The organism is Acidovorax sp. NO-1, from assembly GCF_000238595.1.
Classification (GTDB): Bacteria; Pseudomonadota; Gammaproteobacteria; order Burkholderiales; family Burkholderiaceae_C; genus Acidovorax.
Map to the genome: position 1 here is coordinate 19448 of NZ_AGTS01000101.1, position 15436 is coordinate 34883.

The 15436-nt window shown below is 65.2% G+C and carries 18 protein-coding genes; 10 read left to right on the forward strand and 8 right to left on the reverse strand.

Annotated features, from left to right (window positions below; translation table 11 throughout):
* The first annotated feature begins 11 nt into the window (after positions 1 to 11).
* From KYG_RS16795 to KYG_RS16805, 3 genes are all read left to right on the forward strand, one after another.
* Positions 12 to 671: a hypothetical protein gene (locus KYG_RS16795; protein ID WP_008906130.1), complete on the forward strand. Its 660-nt coding sequence runs from the start codon at positions 12 to 14 to the stop codon at positions 669 to 671.
* A gap of 100 nt (positions 672 to 771) precedes the next feature.
* Positions 772 to 1485 (forward strand): phosphoserine phosphatase SerB, encoded by a 714-nt coding sequence (serB, locus tag KYG_RS16800; RefSeq protein WP_008906131.1) that lies wholly within the window; start codon positions 772 to 774, stop codon positions 1483 to 1485.
* 26 nt (positions 1486 to 1511) lie between these two features.
* Positions 1512 to 2108 (forward strand): protein disulfide oxidoreductase, encoded by a 597-nt coding sequence (locus tag KYG_RS16805; RefSeq protein WP_008906132.1) that lies wholly within the window; start codon positions 1512 to 1514, stop codon positions 2106 to 2108.
* A 37-nt stretch (positions 2109 to 2145) separates the two neighbouring features.
* Here KYG_RS16805 and KYG_RS16810 read toward each other — a convergent pair whose 3' ends face one another.
* Entirely contained in the window at positions 2146 to 2673 is a 528-nt protein-coding gene (locus tag KYG_RS16810) for an Rrf2 family transcriptional regulator (protein WP_008906133.1), read from the reverse strand.
* A gap of 92 nt (positions 2674 to 2765) precedes the next feature.
* Here KYG_RS16810 and ytfE point away from each other — a divergent pair, with 92 nt between their 5' ends.
* Both ytfE and KYG_RS16820 read left to right on the forward strand, forming a co-directional pair.
* Entirely contained in the window at positions 2766 to 3503 is a 738-nt protein-coding gene (gene ytfE, locus KYG_RS16815; protein WP_008906134.1) for an iron-sulfur cluster repair protein YtfE, read from the forward strand.
* A gap of 15 nt (positions 3504 to 3518) precedes the next feature.
* The gene (locus tag KYG_RS16820; protein WP_008906135.1) at positions 3519 to 3965 is read left to right on the forward strand and encodes a group III truncated hemoglobin; all 447 of its coding nucleotides are present in this window, start codon (positions 3519 to 3521) and stop codon (positions 3963 to 3965) included.
* 31 nt (positions 3966 to 3996) lie between these two features.
* On the opposite strand, the gene KYG_RS24870 is transcribed toward KYG_RS16820, so the two are convergent.
* The 4 genes from KYG_RS24870 to KYG_RS16840 form a co-directional block, all read right to left on the reverse strand.
* Positions 3997 to 4170: a LiaI-LiaF-like domain-containing protein gene (locus KYG_RS24870; protein ID WP_008906136.1), complete on the reverse strand. Its 174-nt coding sequence runs from the start codon at positions 4168 to 4170 to the stop codon at positions 3997 to 3999.
* 97 nt (positions 4171 to 4267) lie between these two features.
* Positions 4268 to 4480 (reverse strand): DUF3820 family protein, encoded by a 213-nt coding sequence (locus KYG_RS16830; RefSeq protein WP_008906137.1) that lies wholly within the window; start codon positions 4478 to 4480, stop codon positions 4268 to 4270.
* A gap of 10 nt (positions 4481 to 4490) precedes the next feature.
* Positions 4491 to 4853, reverse strand: a complete 363-nt coding sequence (locus KYG_RS16835; protein WP_008906138.1) for a translation initiation factor Sui1 — start codon at positions 4851 to 4853, stop codon at positions 4491 to 4493.
* On the reverse strand, positions 4850 to 5317 hold the full coding sequence (locus KYG_RS16840) for a DUF2721 domain-containing protein (protein WP_008906139.1): 468 nt from the start codon (positions 5315 to 5317) through the stop codon (positions 4850 to 4852). Before KYG_RS16840 ends, KYG_RS16835 begins: the two co-directional genes overlap by 4 nt.
* A 185-nt stretch (positions 5318 to 5502) precedes the next feature.
* On the opposite strand from KYG_RS16840, the gene KYG_RS16845 reads away from it, so the two are divergent.
* On the forward strand, positions 5503 to 6786 hold the full coding sequence (locus tag KYG_RS16845; RefSeq protein ID WP_008906140.1) for a DEAD/DEAH box helicase: 1284 nt from the start codon (positions 5503 to 5505) through the stop codon (positions 6784 to 6786).
* A 35-nt stretch (positions 6787 to 6821) separates the two neighbouring features.
* Here KYG_RS16845 and KYG_RS16850 read toward each other — a convergent pair whose 3' ends face one another.
* Both KYG_RS16850 and KYG_RS16855 read right to left on the reverse strand, forming a co-directional pair.
* Positions 6822 to 7157 carry a DUF6172 family protein gene (locus KYG_RS16850; protein ID WP_008906141.1) on the reverse strand — a complete coding sequence of 112 codons (336 nt, stop codon included), beginning with the start codon at positions 7155 to 7157 and terminating at the stop codon, positions 6822 to 6824.
* 89 nt (positions 7158 to 7246) lie between these two features.
* Positions 7247 to 8893 (reverse strand): methyl-accepting chemotaxis protein, encoded by a 1647-nt coding sequence (locus tag KYG_RS16855; protein WP_008906142.1) that lies wholly within the window; start codon positions 8891 to 8893, stop codon positions 7247 to 7249.
* Positions 8894 to 9069: 176 nt separating this feature from the next.
* Between KYG_RS16855 and pstS the strand changes: the two genes are divergently transcribed.
* The 3 genes from pstS (at position 9070) to KYG_RS16870 (ending at position 12597) form a co-directional block, all read left to right on the forward strand.
* Positions 9070 to 10167 carry a phosphate ABC transporter substrate-binding protein PstS gene (gene pstS, locus KYG_RS16860; RefSeq protein WP_237707284.1) on the forward strand — a complete coding sequence of 366 codons (1098 nt, stop codon included), beginning with the start codon at positions 9070 to 9072 and terminating at the stop codon, positions 10165 to 10167.
* Between the two features lie 113 nt (positions 10168 to 10280).
* The gene (locus KYG_RS16865) at positions 10281 to 11807 is read left to right on the forward strand and encodes a CYTH and CHAD domain-containing protein (RefSeq protein ID WP_008906144.1); all 1527 of its coding nucleotides are present in this window, start codon (positions 10281 to 10283) and stop codon (positions 11805 to 11807) included.
* A gap of 67 nt (positions 11808 to 11874) precedes the next feature.
* Complete coding sequence (locus KYG_RS16870) at positions 11875 to 12597, forward strand: 3'-5' exonuclease (protein ID WP_008906145.1); 723 nt, start codon at positions 11875 to 11877, stop codon at positions 12595 to 12597.
* A 54-nt stretch (positions 12598 to 12651) separates the two neighbouring features.
* Here KYG_RS16870 and KYG_RS16875 read toward each other — a convergent pair whose 3' ends face one another.
* Positions 12652 to 14706, reverse strand: a complete 2055-nt coding sequence (locus KYG_RS16875; RefSeq protein ID WP_008906146.1) for an NADPH-dependent 2,4-dienoyl-CoA reductase — start codon at positions 14704 to 14706, stop codon at positions 12652 to 12654.
* 97 nt (positions 14707 to 14803) lie between these two features.
* Here KYG_RS16875 and KYG_RS16880 point away from each other — a divergent pair, with 97 nt between their 5' ends.
* Positions 14804 to 15436 (forward strand): TetR/AcrR family transcriptional regulator, encoded by a 633-nt coding sequence (locus tag KYG_RS16880; protein ID WP_008906147.1) that lies wholly within the window; start codon positions 14804 to 14806, stop codon positions 15434 to 15436.

Below are 15436 nucleotides of genomic sequence, written 5' to 3' on the forward strand. Positions count from 1 at the left end.
TGTAGTGAATCATGTGGTTTGAAGCTGCTCTTGTCCTCGTCGCCATGGTGGCTGCGCTGGCAGCAGGGCCCTGGCGCATGCTGGCCAGCGGCAAACCCCTGGCGCACGAAACCCATGGCGCGCCGTCTGCGCTGTGGACGCCGCTGCTGGCCACCCTGGTGCTGCTGCCCTGGCTGTGGGCCCTGCCCACGCTGCACGCGATGCCGTTGCAACTGCAATGGTCGGGCGCCTGCCTGGTGGTGCTGATGCTGGGCTGGCCACTGGCAATCCCGGTACTTGCCGCTGTGGGCGTGGTGGCCTGCCTGGTCTCCCCTGCCATGGCCTGGGCCGATGCGCTGGGCGCCACCGTGTGGCTGGGCGTGGTGCCGGCGACGCTGGCGCTGGGCTTGGGCGCGCTGGTGCGGCGCTACACGGGCACCAAACCGTTTGTCTATGTGCTGGGCCGTGCATTTCTGGGCACGGTGGTCTGCGTGTTTGCGGCGGGCGTGCTGTCGCAGTGGAGCGGCCACCTGCTGCCCGGCGTGGGCGATGAGCTGTCGCTGGTAGCGCGCTGGCTGATGGCGTGGGGGGATGGTTTTGTCACCGGCATGCTCACGGCGATTTTTGTGGCCTTCAAGCCCGAGTGGCTGGCGACCTGGTCGGACCGGCTGTACCTGCCCCGGCCCGACTGAACCCGTGGGCAAGCCCCCGCAGCCTTTCCGTATATCGGCCAGGGGCGGGGCGATACCATTACGCGTTCTGATCCCTGCACCCACCTGCCCCATTTGTGCCATGACCCACGCCACCGAATTCGCCCCCGGCCTTGTTGTCCAGGGCATCGTTCCGCCCCTGTCCCTGTCGAGCTACAAGCTCATCGCGTTTGACATGGACTCCACCCTCATCAACATCGAGTGCGTGGACGAAATCGCCGACGCCGCAGGCCGCAAGGCGGAGGTGGCCGCCATTACCGAAGCGGCCATGCAGGGCGTGATCACCGACTACAAGGAAAGCCTGCGCCAGCGCGTGGCCCTGCTCAAGGGCGTGATGGTGCAGCACATGGAACAGGTGTTCACAGAGCGCCTGCGCTTCAACCCCGGCGCCAAGGAGCTGATCACCGCCGCCAAGGCGGCGGGCCTGACCACGCTGCTGGTCTCGGGCGGCTTCACCTTCTTTGCCGACCGCGTCAAAGCCGGGCTTGGTATCGACTTTGCGCGCTCCAACATGCTGGAAGTGCAAGATGGCCAACTCACCGGCCGCATGGTGGACCAACCTTGGGGCGACATCTGCGACGGTGCGGAAAAGCGCCGCACACTGCTGGAGGTGGCTTCGCTCATGGGTATCTCGCCCCAGCAGGCGATTGCCGTAGGCGACGGCGCCAACGACCTGCCCATGATGGGCGCGGCCGGCCTTTCGGTGGCCTACCATGCCAAGCCCGCCGTGCGCGCGCAGGCCAAGGTGGCCATCAACCAGGGCGGGCTCGACCGGCTGCTGGAAGTGCTGCGCTGACCCCCGCACTCCGCGACACAACCACCATGCTGAAGGCCCGCACCATCCGCGCCGTGCAGTCCCTGCGCAGGGGCTGGAAGCAGCACCTGGCCACGCTCACGCTCGCCTGGATCGCCATCGTGGCGGTGGACACCTGGCGCACCCGCGACCTGCCCCAAGGCCCTGCGCCCGATGTGGCACTGCTCATGGCCCCCACCCTGGCGGATGCCAGCGCGCCGCCGCTGCACACCACCCTGGCACAGTGGCGCGCCCTGCACCCCGGCCAGCCCGTGGCCCTGCACTTCTGGGCCGAATGGTGTTCCATTTGCAAGCTCGAAGAGCCCAGCATCGCCAGCCTGTCTGCCGACTGGCCCGTGCTGGGCGTGGCCATGCAGTCGGGCAATGCCGAACGCGTGGCCCAGGTGCAGCGCCAGCGCGGCATGGCCTGGCCCACGGCGGTGGACGCGCAGGGCACCCTGTCGCGCAGCTGGGGCGTGCGCTCCGTGCCTGCGCTGGTGGTCATCGATGCCGATGGCCAGGTGCGGTTTGCCACCTCGGGCTACACCCCCGAATGGGCCATGCGCCTGCGGCTGTGGTGGGCACACGCCATGCCGAGGTGGGGCGCCATGCTCCTGAATAAATAGCTGCTCGCACCCACCAGTCAAGCGCTGGCGGCCAATTTCATTCAAATTCAGGCTCTGCCGCCCCCGGCTTGCGTCGCCGCGCCAGCGCACTGTTGCGCGGCAGGGCCACCGTGGGCAACACGGTGCGCGCCGCACTCCCTGCGCCCGACGCCCCGGACGACGTCACCATCAGATCCTCGAGCGTCACGCCGTCCAGCACCGCCAGGAACGCCTGCATGGCCCGCCAGAGCGCGCCTTTGAGGCGGCAATGGTTGTTCAGGCGGCACTGGTTGGTGGCAGGGTCAAAACACTCCACCAGGTTGAAATCGGTTTCGGTAGCGCGCACCACTGCACCGATGTTGATGGAAGACGCGGGCACCATGAGGCGCATACCGCCTCCGCGCCCGCGCGTGGTCTCCAGCAGGCCCTGCGCGGCAAGCTGCTGCACGATCTTCATCAGGTGGCTGCGTGAGATGCCATAGCCCTCGGCCACCTCGGTGATGGTCACTGGCTGGGCGCGGCCTTGCGTTGCCGCACAGTACATCAGCACGCGCAGGGTGTAGTCGGTCCATTGGGTAAGGCGCACGGGATTTGTCGCAGGTCAAAGTGAAAGATGTACAAAAATTGCATTTTATTGGATAAAATATTCACATCACATGAATCTTTAAAAGGACCGCCATGAACGCCCGTATCGACACCCTGCACGCAGCCCAGCCCGCCCTCCATGCCGACCAGCAGATCGGCCAGATTGCCGTGCAGCTGCCCGGCGCGACGGCGGTGTTCCGGCGCCTGAAGCTTGATTTCTGCTGCGGCGGTCAGGTCAGCCTGGCCCACGCGGCGGCAGAAAAGGGCCTGGACGTGGATGCGGTGCTCGCAGAGCTCTCTGCCCTGCAGCGCAGCGACGCCGCGCCGCAGGCAGCCACACCCGCAGAACTCATCGACCACATCCTTGCGCGCTACCACGAGGTGCATCGCCAGCAGCTGCCCGAACTCATCCGCATGGCGCGGCGCGTGGAGGCTGTGCACCGCGACAACCCGCATGTCCCCGCAGGCCTGGCCGACCACCTGGAGGCCATGCACCAGGAGCTGCTTTCACACATGCTCAAGGAAGAGCAGGTGCTGTTCCCCATGCTCAAGAACGGCGGGAATCCATTTGTCGGTCAGCCCATTGGCATGATGCGTGCCGAACACGTGGACCACGGCGAGGCATTGGACAAGCTCAACGCCCTGACCAACGACGCCACACCGCCACAAGGCGCCTGCAACACCTGGCGTGCACTGTACGCTGGCATTGCGCAGCTCGGCGATGACCTCATCAACCACATCCACCTGGAAAACAATGTGCTGTTCCCGGTGTTCGAGGCCAGCGCAGCACCATCGCAGGGCTGCGGCTCGTCCGGCTGCGGCTGCAGCTGAGGCGGAGCTGCTGCCATGAGTCCACCCGACGCTGCACGCCCGAGCCACTACCCGCTTGCGCCAAGCGTGGAAAGCATCTCGCAGCTGGTACACGGGTTTTATGGCGACGTGCGCCGTGACCCCTTGCTGGGCCCGGTGTTTGAACAGGCACTGCACGGCCGATGGGATTCCCACCTGCAGCGCCTGGTGGACTTCTGGAGCACCGTGGCCCTGGGCACGCGCAGCTTCAAGGGCGACGTCTTTGGCAAGCACATGGCGCTGGAGGGCGTCACGCCCGCCCACTTTGCGGCCTGGGTGGGGCTGTGGCAGCAGCACACCAATCGCCTTTTTGCACCCGAAGTGGCGCGCGAACTGCAGGTGGCCGCGCATGGCATTGCGCGCAATCTGTTCAGGGGCTACTTCGGCAATGACCCGGCGTTTGCGCCTGCGCGCCACACACACAGCGGGCACGACGTGCATTGATCCAAGGCCGGAACCTTGGCGCCGGGACCGACTACTTCTTCTTCTCGCCGGGCGTGAAGAACAGCGCCAGGCCCACAGCAATCAGCGCCACCGGCCACCACACCCGCAGCAGCTCACGCAGGCTGATGCTGATCAACCCGAGGTTGGTCAGCAGAAAAAACACGCCCAAAACGACCAGGACGATCGCAGCGATATGGCCCTTCATGTGCATTCCCTCGGGGTTTGTTGTCAGATGGTGGGGGCCATTATGGTGGAGGCCGGTGTCGGGAAAAGGACGGTGAACGCAACCGCCCCGGCACCGATTAACGGCTCCGCAACGGCGTGAGCAGGTCGGACAAGCCGTTGTGGTCGATTTCGTGCATCAGTGCCAGCAATTGCCCCAGTTCGCCCTTGGGGAAACCTTCACGCGCAAACCAGTTCAGGTAGTTGCCTGGCAGGTCGGCCAGCAGCGTGCCTTTGTGCTTGCCATAGGGCATCTCGGTGGTCACCAGGCGCTGCAGCTTGTCCGCATCCATTGCCCGCCCCTTAGCCGCCCGCACGCTTGACCTTGTGGCCCAGCTTTTGCAGTGCGGCCATCACACGCTCCACGTGGTCGCCCTGCACTTCGATCACGCCGTCCTTCACCGTGCCGCCGCTGCCGCAGGTGGCCTTGAGCTGCTTGCCCAGTTGCTCCAATGCAGCCGAGTCCACCAGCACGCCCTTGACCAGGGTGACGGCCTTGCCGCCACGGCCTTTCGTTTCGCGGGAAACGCGCACGATGCCGTCGCCAGTGGGCAGGGGTTTGTTCTGCCTGCAGGAGCACTGCGCCAGGGGCTGGCGGCAGTCGGGGCACATGCGGCCCAATTCGGTTGAATACACCAGCCCGCCCAGGTCCGCCAGCGATTTCATTTCGAGCCCTCCGCATCGCGCTGGAGCATGTGAAAGTTCAGCAGGCGGGTGGCCAGCAGGGTTTCGGCCAGAAAGCACACCAGGGCCAGCAAAAACGACACCACCCCTGCCAGAAACCCGGCCACGGCCAGCCGGTTGGACTGGAAGTTGGTGGTCTCTCCGAGAAACAGCAAGATGATGGTGATGCCGATCAAAAACGCACAGAACGTGAGCAAGCCAATACACCCGTTGGCCAGCCGCCCGCGCAACCGCAAATCGCCCAGCTCCTGGTAGGCGCGGGCCACAAAATCTGGCTCGGTGTTGGCGCGGGCGCGGTCTTCCACCACGCGGGCACGGTCAATGATGCGCGCCAGCCGCCCAGCCACGGCTCCAATCATTCCGGACACGGCGGTCAGCAGAAACACCGGAGCCACCGCAAGCTGAATACCGTGGGTGATGGCTGAAGAATCGAGGGTGAGGGCCATGGCATTGAAATGGGAACGTCGGCGAATCGCCGGTGGGGTGATTATCGGCCGCTCCACAGCAGCGCGCGGCGGCCCTCGAGCCACTGCATTCACGGCCGTTGTGCAAGTGCGGTGACAATCGCAGCTTCTTTTTGCGATTGCGCTGGCGTGCGTTCACCTGTCGGGCGCCGCCTGGCGCTGCCTCCATGCCCTTTGCCTCTCTCGGTTTGTCCCCTGCCCTTGCCCACGCTGCAGAAAAAGCGGGCTTTGTCACGCCCACCCCCATCCAGGGTGCGGCCATCCCGGCCATCCTGCAGGGCGCGGACCTGCTGGGTGCGGCGCAGACGGGGTCTGGAAAAACCGCCGCTTTTGCCCTGCCCTTGCTGCAGCAATTGCAGCTGAGCGCCACCGGGGGGCCGCGCAGGGTGCGGGCCCTGGTGCTGGTGCCTACGCGCGAGCTCGCGGCCCAGGTGGGCGAGGTGCTGCGCAGCTTGGCCCAGCACCTGCTGCAACCGCTCAAGATCGCCATCGTGTTTGGCGGCGTGTCGATCAACCCCCAGATGCTGGGCCTGCGCGGTGGCGCCGACATCGTGGTGGCCACACCCGGCCGCCTGCTGGACCTGGTGGAGCACAACGCACTGCGGCTGGGCGCCGTGGCGCATCTCGTGCTGGATGAAGCCGACCGGCTGCTGGATCTGGGCTTTGCGGAAGAACTGCAGCGTGTGCTGGCACTGCTGCCTGCGCAACGGCAGAACCTCTTTTTTTCTGCCACCTTCCCAGCGACAGTGCAGACGCTGGCCGATGGCCTCCTGAAAAACCCCGTGCGTGTCGAGGTGCCTCACACCCCCGGCAAGGAACCCGCCATCGAGCAACGCGCCATTGCGGTGGACGCCAGCCGCCGCACCCAGCTGCTGCGCCATCTGGTGAAGGAGCACAACTGGTCACGCGTGCTGGTGTTCGTGGCCACCCAGTATGCCGCCGAGCATGTGGCCGAGAAGCTCTACAAGGCCGGCATCTATGCCACGCCGTTCCACGGCGGGCTCAGCCAGGGCGCGCGCAGTCAGGTTTTGCAGGAGTTCAAGGACGAGCGCTGGCAGGTGGTGGTGACCACCGATCTGGCCGCGCGCGGCATCGACATTGCGCAGCTGCCGGCCGTGGTCAACTACGACCTGCCCCGTTCTGCCGTGGATTACGTGCACCGCATCGGGCGCACCGGCCGTGCGGGCGAAAGCGGCGTGGCCGTGAGTTTTGTGACGGCGGACGCGGAGGCGCACTTTCGCCTCATAGAAAAACGCCAGCACCTCGCACTGCCGCGAGAACAGATTGCAGGGTTTGAACCCACCGAGGCACCCGCGCCCGCACCGGTCACCGACCCCGAAGGCACCGGTGGCGTCAAAGGCAAACGCCCCAGCAAGAAAGACAAGTTGCGCGCGGCCGCTGCGCACGCTGCTTCCGCCGATACCGCCGCCCACAACAAAAAAGGCTCCTGAAAGGAGCCTGTCATTGCTGGGTAAAACCGGGGCGTTCAAATTTCGTCGTCGGCCTCTTGGGTCTCGTTGCCAGCGGCCTCGCCCGGCGCCCTGGGCTTGCGCTGGGCAGCTCTGGCCAGAATTTCCACATAGAACTGCGCACCGCCCTCGGCTGCCACCTCGTTGATCAGGCCAGTCAAAGCCGACAGGTGCGCCTCCTGGGCGTCCTCCTTGGTCCGGCCAAAGCGGCAATCGAAATCCCAGAAATCGGCGCCTTCGGGCAGATCGCGGCGGCGCTCGCGCTTGATGTACTTGCGGATTTCGTGCTTGACGGCCTCCAGAACGCGGTCGCGGTTCTTGCCTTCAACGTGGAGTTGGAAAATTTTTCTCATGGGCGATGGTACCGCCTGCAGCGGCACCCACCCCACACCACCTGCGCGCACGGGCGCTGCACACCCTGCAGAGCCCCGCTTTTTTTGCGTCAGTGCGCGGGCAGCGACAGCGGCCGGGAGGATGTGGCCCCACCGTGCAAGGCCGGCACCGTAAGTCCCACCGGGCCCCCGGTCAACGCCACATCCCCGCCCCCAGGGGACGACGGCGCAAGCTGAAACTGCTGGACAACCTCCAGCAGGCGCCGTACCTGATTTTTCATGCCATTGGATGCGGACGAACTGTCATCCACGAGCAGGGCGTTCTTCTGCGTCGCAGCGTCCAGTTGGCGCACGGCCTCGCCAATCTGCGCGATACCGCGGGCCTGCTCCTGCCCGGCGTCCTTGATCTCACCCATCAGCGCCATCACGCCACCCACCCTTTGCACGGTCAGGGCCACGCGTTCACCCGCCTGGTCAACCAGGGTGGCGCCCCGCTCCACGCTGCGCACGCTCGCCGCGATCAGCCCCCGGATCTCCCGGGCTGCCGTGCTGCTGCGCTGGGACAAACCGCGCACCTCACCCGCCACCACGGCAAAGCCGCGCCCCTGCTCCCCCGCACGTGCAGCCTCGACGGCCGCGTTCAGGGCCAGCAGATTGGTCTGAAACGCGATGTCATCGATCACCTTGATGATGTCGGTCACCTTCTGCGACTGCACGCTGATCTCCTGCATGGTCGCAATCACGTCGCGCATGACCGTGCCACCTTCATGGGCCACCCGGGCGGCTTCCTGCGCAAGCTCGGTGGCCCGGTGGGCGTTGTCGGTGTTGTGCTGCACGGTGACTGTCAGTTGTTCCATCGATGCGGCCGTCTCCTGCAGGTTCGATGCCTGCACCTCGGTGCGGCGTGCCAGGTCTTCGGTGCCGCCGGCGATCAGCACGGCCTCCTGCGCCACGGTTTCGGTGCTTTCGCGCACCTCGGTGATCACGCGCACCAGCTGGTGGTTCATCTCGCGCAGGGCGCCCAGCAACTCGGCGGTTTCGTCGCTGCCGCGAACGTCGATGCGGGCAGTCAGATCGCCGCCCGCGACCGTGCGGGCAAGCACGACGGCCTGGCCCAGGGGCCTCGCAATGGAACGGGTGATGACCCAGGCCATCGCAGCTCCTGTCATCAAGGCCAACGCCGTGGCCGCCAACATCCACCAGTGGATGGTGTCGCTCAATGTCCGCGCTCCAGCAAACTCGGCAGCCGCCACATCGATCTGCATAGCCACCAGGCGCTCGATGGCCTCCTGCACCTTGACGGCGTTGGGGCGGATCTGGTTGATGTACAACTCGGAACCGTCGTCGTATTTGCCCGCCACCAATGCAGTGGAAGCGGGGATCAGGCCTTTGTCGAGGTAAGTGGCGTTGGCGTTGGCAAAGGCCTGCGCCAGGGCCTGCTCGTCGACGCTCAGGGGTTTGACGGCATAGTCATTCCACAAGGTCTGGATGCGCTCGACATTGGCGGTCAGGGCTGAGTGGCTGGCCTGCAGGTTGCTGGTGCCCGGGTCCATCAGCATGTCCATCACCAGCACACGGTTGCGCTGCGTGAGATGACTGATTTCAGCTAGCACGCCCATGGGCACGGTACGGTCGCCGTACAGCGCGGCGCTGCGCTCTGTCAATCGCTTGGCTCCACTGATGCCGCCCGCGGCCACGGCCGATATCAGCAGCAAAAGCACTGCGAACGCCAGTCCCAAGCGGGTACCAATTTTCATTTTATGAAGCATATGAATCTCTTGTAAACGTTCACCGGATATTGCCGCAGGGCTGCATTGCCCCATGCGGATCTTTACCTGATGTCAAAGATACTAATTGTTTCAAATGACAGAATAGTGACGACCCGAGACATTCAATCACTTTTCCGATACGCTAAAATTCGCGTCGCCTTAATATGATTAACATCAAAAATCTTCTGGACATGAAATATTTTTACTTCGTATTTTTGCTGTCGCTTGGGCTGATACCCGCCGACCACGCCAATGCTCAGAATGTGACCGGCGCTGGCTCATCCGCAGCCGCTCCCATTTACCGCAGCTGGGCCAAGGCGTATTTCAAGGCCACCGGTAGCAAAGTGGACTACGACCCCGTCGGCTCCAGTGCGGGCATGAAAAAAATCCAGCAGCAGGCCACCGGCTTTGGGGCCACGGATGTCTATCCACCTGAGAAGGACCTGATGGAATACGGCCTTCTGGCGCTGCCCGTGGCCATCACGGGCATTACTCCCATCGTGAACCTGCCCAAGGTGCAAAGTACGCAGTTGCGCCTGGACGGGAATGTGCTGAGCCGGATCTTCATGGGGGAAATCAACCGCTGGAACGCAGCGGAAATCACCGCACTGAACCCCGAAATGTCTCTGCCTGACCTACCCATCAAGGTGGTGGTGCGTGCAGATGGCTCGGGTACCACCTATAACTTTGCGGACTACCTGGGCAAGGTCAACCCCCAATGGAAGGCCACCTACGGCACCAAGACAAGCATTGCATGGCCTGCCGGGTTTCTCGCCTTCAAGGGTAGCGATGGCGTGGCCAAAGGCGTGCGCGACACCTTGGGTGCCATCGGCTACGTGGACTTTGGGTATGTAGCCGAATATGGTCTGGCTGCCGTGCAGATGAAAAATGCCGAAGGCGTGTTTGTCGGGCCCTCCATTGATGGGTTCAGGGCGGCCCTCTCCCATAGCGACTGGTCGGCCTCCGGAGCTTTCCACAGCACACTGACCCAGCGCCCGGGCAAATCGGTGTGGCCGATCACCATGGGCACTTTTGTGGTGTTTCCCAAAGTGACCCAGGCCCCTGAGCAGACAGCCCAGGCGCTCAAATTCATTATCTGGTCATTCTTGAATGGCGACACCCTGGTGCAAGAGAATAATTTTGTGCGCCTGCCAGACCGCGTACAGGCCTCGGCATTCAAACTCATTACATCGATTCGTGATCACCAGGGAAAGCCACTGGGAATGAGTTTGATGTCATCCTTGAACTCCTTCGCACAATAATCAATTTTGAGTTAATCATACATATTGCATGATATATTAATATTGGCCGTGGTGCGATTTTCAGCACTGAAGCGTTCACAAAGAGCAGATATTTCAGGATAATTTTGCTCCACATGGAAATCGAGTTCAAATTTTGCATCCCCGCGGAGCGCGTGGCAGGCGTGAACGCCGCCATGCGCCGAGGCCGTTTCGAGCCCATCCGCATGGAAGCGCGCTACTTCGATACGGCAGATGGCGCGCTGTCGTCCCGTGGCATTGCTTTTCGCTTGCGCCGCGAGGGCGATCAGTGGGTGCAGACCGTCAAGGCCCTGGGCGATGGCCCGCTGGACCGGCAGGAGCACAACGCCGCACGCGGCCCGGCCACCGCAGGCACCGTGCCCGAGCCCCTGCCCCGACTGCACACTGGCACTGTGGCAGGTGCCCGGCTGCTGGAGGCGCTGCACGCCGCCAACGGCCCGTTGACCGAAACCTACGGAACCGAAATGGACCGCATCACCCGCGAAATCACCCGGCAAGGGGCGGTGGTAGAGCTGGCACTGGACACAGGGCGGGTTGTGGCCCACCGTGGGACCGCGCAACAGCGCGAGGCACGCATTTGCGAGCTGGAGCTGGAACTCAAGGCCGGGCCGGTGGCAGGCCTGGCAGCGCTCGCCAGGCAATGGGCCACACGGCATGGACTGTTTTTGAGCACGGTGTCCAAGGCCGAGCGGGGCGAACGGCTGCTGACCGTGCCCGGCAACCACTCGCACCGCAAGACCAGACCTCTGTCCACCATTGACCAGCAACTGCCCACAGGAGCAGCATTGCAGCGCGCCGTGGTGGCGCAGTGCTTGCAGCAAATCCTGGGCCCTGCCAGCGACCTCGCCGAGGGCTCACGTGACGACGAGCACGTGCACCAGCTGCGCATTGGCATCCGCCGCCTGCGCACCGCCCTGCGCGAGCTGGCGCCCTTGGCCCCCGGCGGCTTCGACCCCGCCTGGGAGCCGCCGCTGGTGCAGGTCTTCCAGCAACTTGGCCACCTGCGGGACCGCAGCCAAGTGTTGCAACGCATCGGGGCAGAACTGCGCGCCGCCGGAGCACCCCATCTGGAGATGTTGGGGGATGGGTCAACCGGTTCCGCGCCCGCAGAGCACATCGTGCGCGATGCAGCCTTCCAATGCGCGCTGGTGGGCCTGATGGCCTTCACCACCCAGGGCCTGGATGGCGCCACCGGCAGCGAACCGGCGGGTCTGGCTGCAAAAGACACTCGTCGCTGGGTGCAACAGCGCCTGCACACACTGCATGCCCAGGTGCACAAAGGCATGCAGTGCTTTGCCGAACTCTCCCCCGACGCCCAACACCGCCTGAGAAAACGCCTCAAACGTTTGCGCTACCTCACCGAGTTTGTGGAGCCGGCTTTGGATGGGCCCAGCGCGCGGTTTCTGGACAGCCTGCAGCCTGCGCTGTCGGCTCTGGGCCGACTCAACGACGAGCGCGTGGCCGCGGCGTTGTACCGGGAGATTGCCGAGGCGGGCGAACCGAACGCCTGGTTTGGCGTGGGCTGGCTGGCGGCACACCAGGAGTTGGCTATCACGGCCTGCGCAGAAACCTTGTTGCAGATCGCGAAAGCTCCCCGCTTGCGCAAAACCGGTAAGCGCTGAGGTGGCCAGGAGGCCACGCCGTCGCGGCTCCATCAAGCCCGCCCGCCCGCACCTGCCGCACGGCACAATGGTCAGCATGACGGATTCTCTCCCTGACCCGCGCCTGCCGCACCCTGGCACGCGCCAGCACACTGCACGCACAGCCCAGCACCCCACGCCAGACAAAGACCAGATCGCCCTGCTGGAACCCTTTGAGCGCCTGGGCATGGACCGCATTGCGCTGGTCTCCACGCCCGCGCAGGCCGACGAGGCATGCACCGATCTGGCCACCGCCAGCGCCTGGGGTTTTGACACCGAATCCAAGCCCACCTTTGTGCGCGATGAGCCGTCGGACGGGCCGCACATCGTGCAACTGGCCACGCTGGAGCGGGCCTGGGTCTTCCAGCTCCACAACCCCGGCTGTCGCGCCCGCGTGGCCGAGCTGCTGGCGCTGCGCGGCGTGACCAAGGCAGGCTTTGGGCTGGGCGACGATACCAAGCGCATCCAGCACAAGCTGGGCGTTCAGCCGGCCGACGTGCTGGAGCTGAACACCGTGTTCCGGCAGCAGGGCTACCGCAAGGACATGGGCGTGAAAGGCGCGGTGGCCGTGCTGTTCAACAAGCGCTTCATCAAATCCAAGAAGGCCGCCACCTCGAACTGGGCCAACGCCCGGTTGACTGAAGCACAGTTGGTCTATGCAGCCAACGATGCGTGGGCGGCGCTGCGGGTGTTCCACGCGCTGCAAGGGCCTGACAGGCAGCATACAGCGGCACCACCATCACCCATTCACTATAAAAATAGTAGCTACTAGCGCTTATCCACCAAGCCCTGGCGGCCAATTTTAATTAAAATTCGGCCATGCACTTCACAGCCGCGCCGCCAGCCGGGCCGCCTGGTCGATGGCGCGCTTGGCATCCAGCTCGCCCGCTTCCAGCGCACCGCCAATGCGGTGCGGCTTGTGGCCCGCAGCCTCCAGCGCCTGCGCCAGGCTGAAGAGTGGCACCTGCCCCGCGCACAGCACGACGGTGTCGCACGCAATCCACGTGGGGTCGTCGCGCTTTTCGCCATAAGACACCAGCAGGCCCTCGTCGGCAATGCGCTCGTAGTTCACGCCGCTCACCATCTGCACTTCTTTCATCTTGAGCGTGGTGCGGTGGATCCATCCCGTGGTCTTGCCCAGGCCCGCGCCGAGTTTGCCCTTCTTGCGCTGGAGCAGCGTCACCTGCCGTGCAGGGGGCGTTACGCGCGGGCCGCTGGCGGCCAGGCCACCGCGCGCATCGGCCGGGTCGGTGATGCCCCACTCCGCCTTCCAGGCGGGCAGATCGAGCGTGGTGGAGGGGTGGTCGCCATGCGTGAGGAATTCGGCTACATCAAAGCCGATGCCGCCCGCGCCGATGATGGCCACGCGCTCGCCCACCGGCTTGCCGTGGCGCAGCACGTCGATATAGCTCAGTACCTTGGGGTGGTCCTGGCCGGGGATCTTCGGGTCGCGCGGCTCCACGCCGGTCGCGACGATGACTTCGTCAAAGCCCGCCAGGTCGGCGGCCTGCACGCGCTGGTTCAGGTGCAATTGCACGCCCGTGTCCTCCACCCGCGTGGCCAGGTAGCGCAGCATTTCGTGGAACTCTTCCTTGCCCGGAATCACCTTGGCCATGTTGAGCTGACCACCGATGGCGGGGGCGGAGTCGAACAGATGCACCTCGTGCCCCCGCTCGGCCGCCACGCTGGCGGCGGTCAGGCCCGCTGGCCCTGCGCCCACCACCGCCACACGCTTGCGCGACGACACCGGGCGGTACACCAGTTCGGTCTCGTGGCAAGCGCGCGGGTTCACCAGACAGCTGCTGGTCTTGTTCTGGAACACGTGGTCCAGGCAGGCTTGGTTGCACGCGATGCAGGTGTTGATGCGGTCTGCCCGACCCTCGGCGGCCTTTTTCACAAACGCCGCATCGGCCAGCAGGGGCCGCGCCATCGACACCATGTCGGCGCAGCCATCGGCCAGCACCTGCTCGGCCACCTCGGGCGTGTTGATGCGGTTGGACGTGACCAGCGGCGTGGTGATGCCTGCCGCCGCAAACTCGGCCTTCATCTTTTGTGTGACCCAGGCAAACGCTGCGCGCGGCACGCTGGTGGCAATGGTGGGCACCCGTGCCTCGTGCCAGCCAATGCCGGTGTTGACGATGTTCGCACCGCCCGTGGCCACGGCCTTGCCCAGGGTGACGATCTCGTCCCACGCGCTGCCGCCGGGCACCAGGTCGATCATGGACAGGCGGTAGATGATGATGAAGTCCGGCCCCACGGCCTCGCGCATGCGGGCCAGGATCTCCACCGGCAGGCGCATGCGGTGGCTGTAGTCGCCGCCCCAGGCGTCGGTGCGCAGGTTGGTGGCTTGCGACAGGAACTGGTTGATGAAATAGCCCTCCGAGCCCATCACCTCCACGCCGTCGTAGCCCGCCTCGCGCGCCTTCACTGCACAGCGCACGAAGGCGCGGATCTGTCGCTCCACCCCGCTCGCCGACAGCGCGAACGGCGTGAACGGCGAAATCGGCGACTGCAGCCGCGAGGGCGCCACGGCCAGTGGGTGGTAAGCGTAGCGGCCCGTGTGCAGGATCTGCAGCGCGATCTTGCCGCCCGCACCGTGCACGGCGTCGGTCACCACGCGGTGGCGTTTGGCGGCGCCCGAGGTCGCCAGCGTGCCCGCAAACGGCTTGGCCCAGCCCGCGATGTTGGGCGCAAAGCCGCCCGTCACGATCAACCCCACATCGCCCTCGGCCCGCTCGCGAAAGTACGCCGCCATGCGCGAGAGGTCGCGCCCGTCCTCCAGCCCGGTGTGCATGGAGCCCATGAGCACGCGATTCTTGAGGGTGGTGAACCCAAGGTCCAGGGGGGCGAGCAGGTGCGGGTACAAGGCGGCGCCGGGCATAGAGGCAGCGGCCGCAGGGGCGGCAATGGAGGAAGAATGCATGGAAGGAGCGTGGGCTAGAAGTATTTTCTAGAACTTTATTCTAGAATCCAGTTCCATGGCAAGCCGCAATTCCCCGCCTCCCACTTCATCCTCTGCCGAAGCCCCCACCGACCGCCGCCAGGACATCCTGAACGCCGCCCTGGCCTGCGCGGCCGAAGGGGGAGTGGACGCGGTGACCATCGACGGCGTGCGTGCGCGCTGCGGGGCCAGCGTGGGCAGCATTTATCACCACTTTGGCAACCGCGACGGCATCGTGGCAGCATTGTTCTTCGACATCTACCACGACCAGTCGCGCAGCGTGCAGGCGCAACTGGATGCCGCCCAGAGCGTGGAGGCGGGCGTGTTGGCCTTGGTCACGGGCTATTTGGACTGGGTGGTGGCGCAGCCCGAGCGGGCGCGTTTTCTGTTCCAGGCCCGGGGCGCCGTGGCAGCCGGCCCACGCACGCCCGACCTTGCCGAGGCCGCCCGGCGCCGCAACCAAGCCCTGGTGGCCTGGTTTGAGCCGCACCGGCAGTCCGGCGCGCTGCGCAACCTGCCGTGCGAGCTGATGCCCTCTCTGGTGATGGGGCCCGTGCAGAGCTATTGCAGGGCCTGGCTGTCGGGCAACGCGGCCCAGGGCGGACTGCCCTCGCCTACCACCTATCGTGCAGAGCTGGCGGATGCAGCCTGGCGGGCTGTGAAGGCTTAG

Excerpts from the sequence above, each read along its gene's own strand:
- KYG_RS16795 (WP_008906130.1), top strand. The coding sequence starts at position 12 with ATGTGGTTTGAAGCTGCTCTTGTCCTCGTCGCCATGGTGGCTGCGCTG.
- serB (WP_008906131.1), top strand. The coding sequence starts at position 772 with ATGACCCACGCCACCGAATTCGCCCCCGGCCTTGTTGTCCAGGGCATC.
- KYG_RS16805 (WP_008906132.1), top strand. The coding sequence starts at position 1,512 with ATGCTGAAGGCCCGCACCATCCGCGCCGTGCAGTCCCTGCGCAGGGGC.
- ytfE (WP_008906134.1), top strand. The coding sequence starts at position 2,766 with ATGAACGCCCGTATCGACACCCTGCACGCAGCCCAGCCCGCCCTCCAT.
- KYG_RS16820 (WP_008906135.1), top strand. The coding sequence starts at position 3,519 with ATGAGTCCACCCGACGCTGCACGCCCGAGCCACTACCCGCTTGCGCCA.
- KYG_RS24870 (WP_008906136.1), bottom strand. The coding sequence starts at position 4,170 with ATGAAGGGCCATATCGCTGCGATCGTCCTGGTCGTTTTGGGCGTGTTT.
- KYG_RS16830 (WP_008906137.1), bottom strand. The coding sequence starts at position 4,480 with ATGGATGCGGACAAGCTGCAGCGCCTGGTGACCACCGAGATGCCCTAT.
- KYG_RS16835 (WP_008906138.1), bottom strand. The coding sequence starts at position 4,853 with ATGAAATCGCTGGCGGACCTGGGCGGGCTGGTGTATTCAACCGAATTG.
- KYG_RS16840 (WP_008906139.1), bottom strand. The coding sequence starts at position 5,317 with ATGGCCCTCACCCTCGATTCTTCAGCCATCACCCACGGTATTCAGCTT.
- KYG_RS16845 (WP_008906140.1), top strand. The coding sequence starts at position 5,503 with ATGCCCTTTGCCTCTCTCGGTTTGTCCCCTGCCCTTGCCCACGCTGCA.
- KYG_RS16850 (WP_008906141.1), bottom strand. The coding sequence starts at position 7,157 with ATGAGAAAAATTTTCCAACTCCACGTTGAAGGCAAGAACCGCGACCGC.
- KYG_RS16855 (WP_008906142.1), bottom strand. The coding sequence starts at position 8,893 with ATGAAAATTGGTACCCGCTTGGGACTGGCGTTCGCAGTGCTTTTGCTG.
- pstS (WP_237707284.1), top strand. The coding sequence starts at position 9,070 with ATGATTAACATCAAAAATCTTCTGGACATGAAATATTTTTACTTCGTA.
- KYG_RS16865 (WP_008906144.1), top strand. The coding sequence starts at position 10,281 with ATGGAAATCGAGTTCAAATTTTGCATCCCCGCGGAGCGCGTGGCAGGC.
- KYG_RS16870 (WP_008906145.1), top strand. The coding sequence starts at position 11,875 with ATGGTCAGCATGACGGATTCTCTCCCTGACCCGCGCCTGCCGCACCCT.
- KYG_RS16875 (WP_008906146.1), bottom strand. The coding sequence starts at position 14,706 with ATGCCCGGCGCCGCCTTGTACCCGCACCTGCTCGCCCCCCTGGACCTT.
- KYG_RS16880 (WP_008906147.1), top strand. The coding sequence starts at position 14,804 with ATGGCAAGCCGCAATTCCCCGCCTCCCACTTCATCCTCTGCCGAAGCC.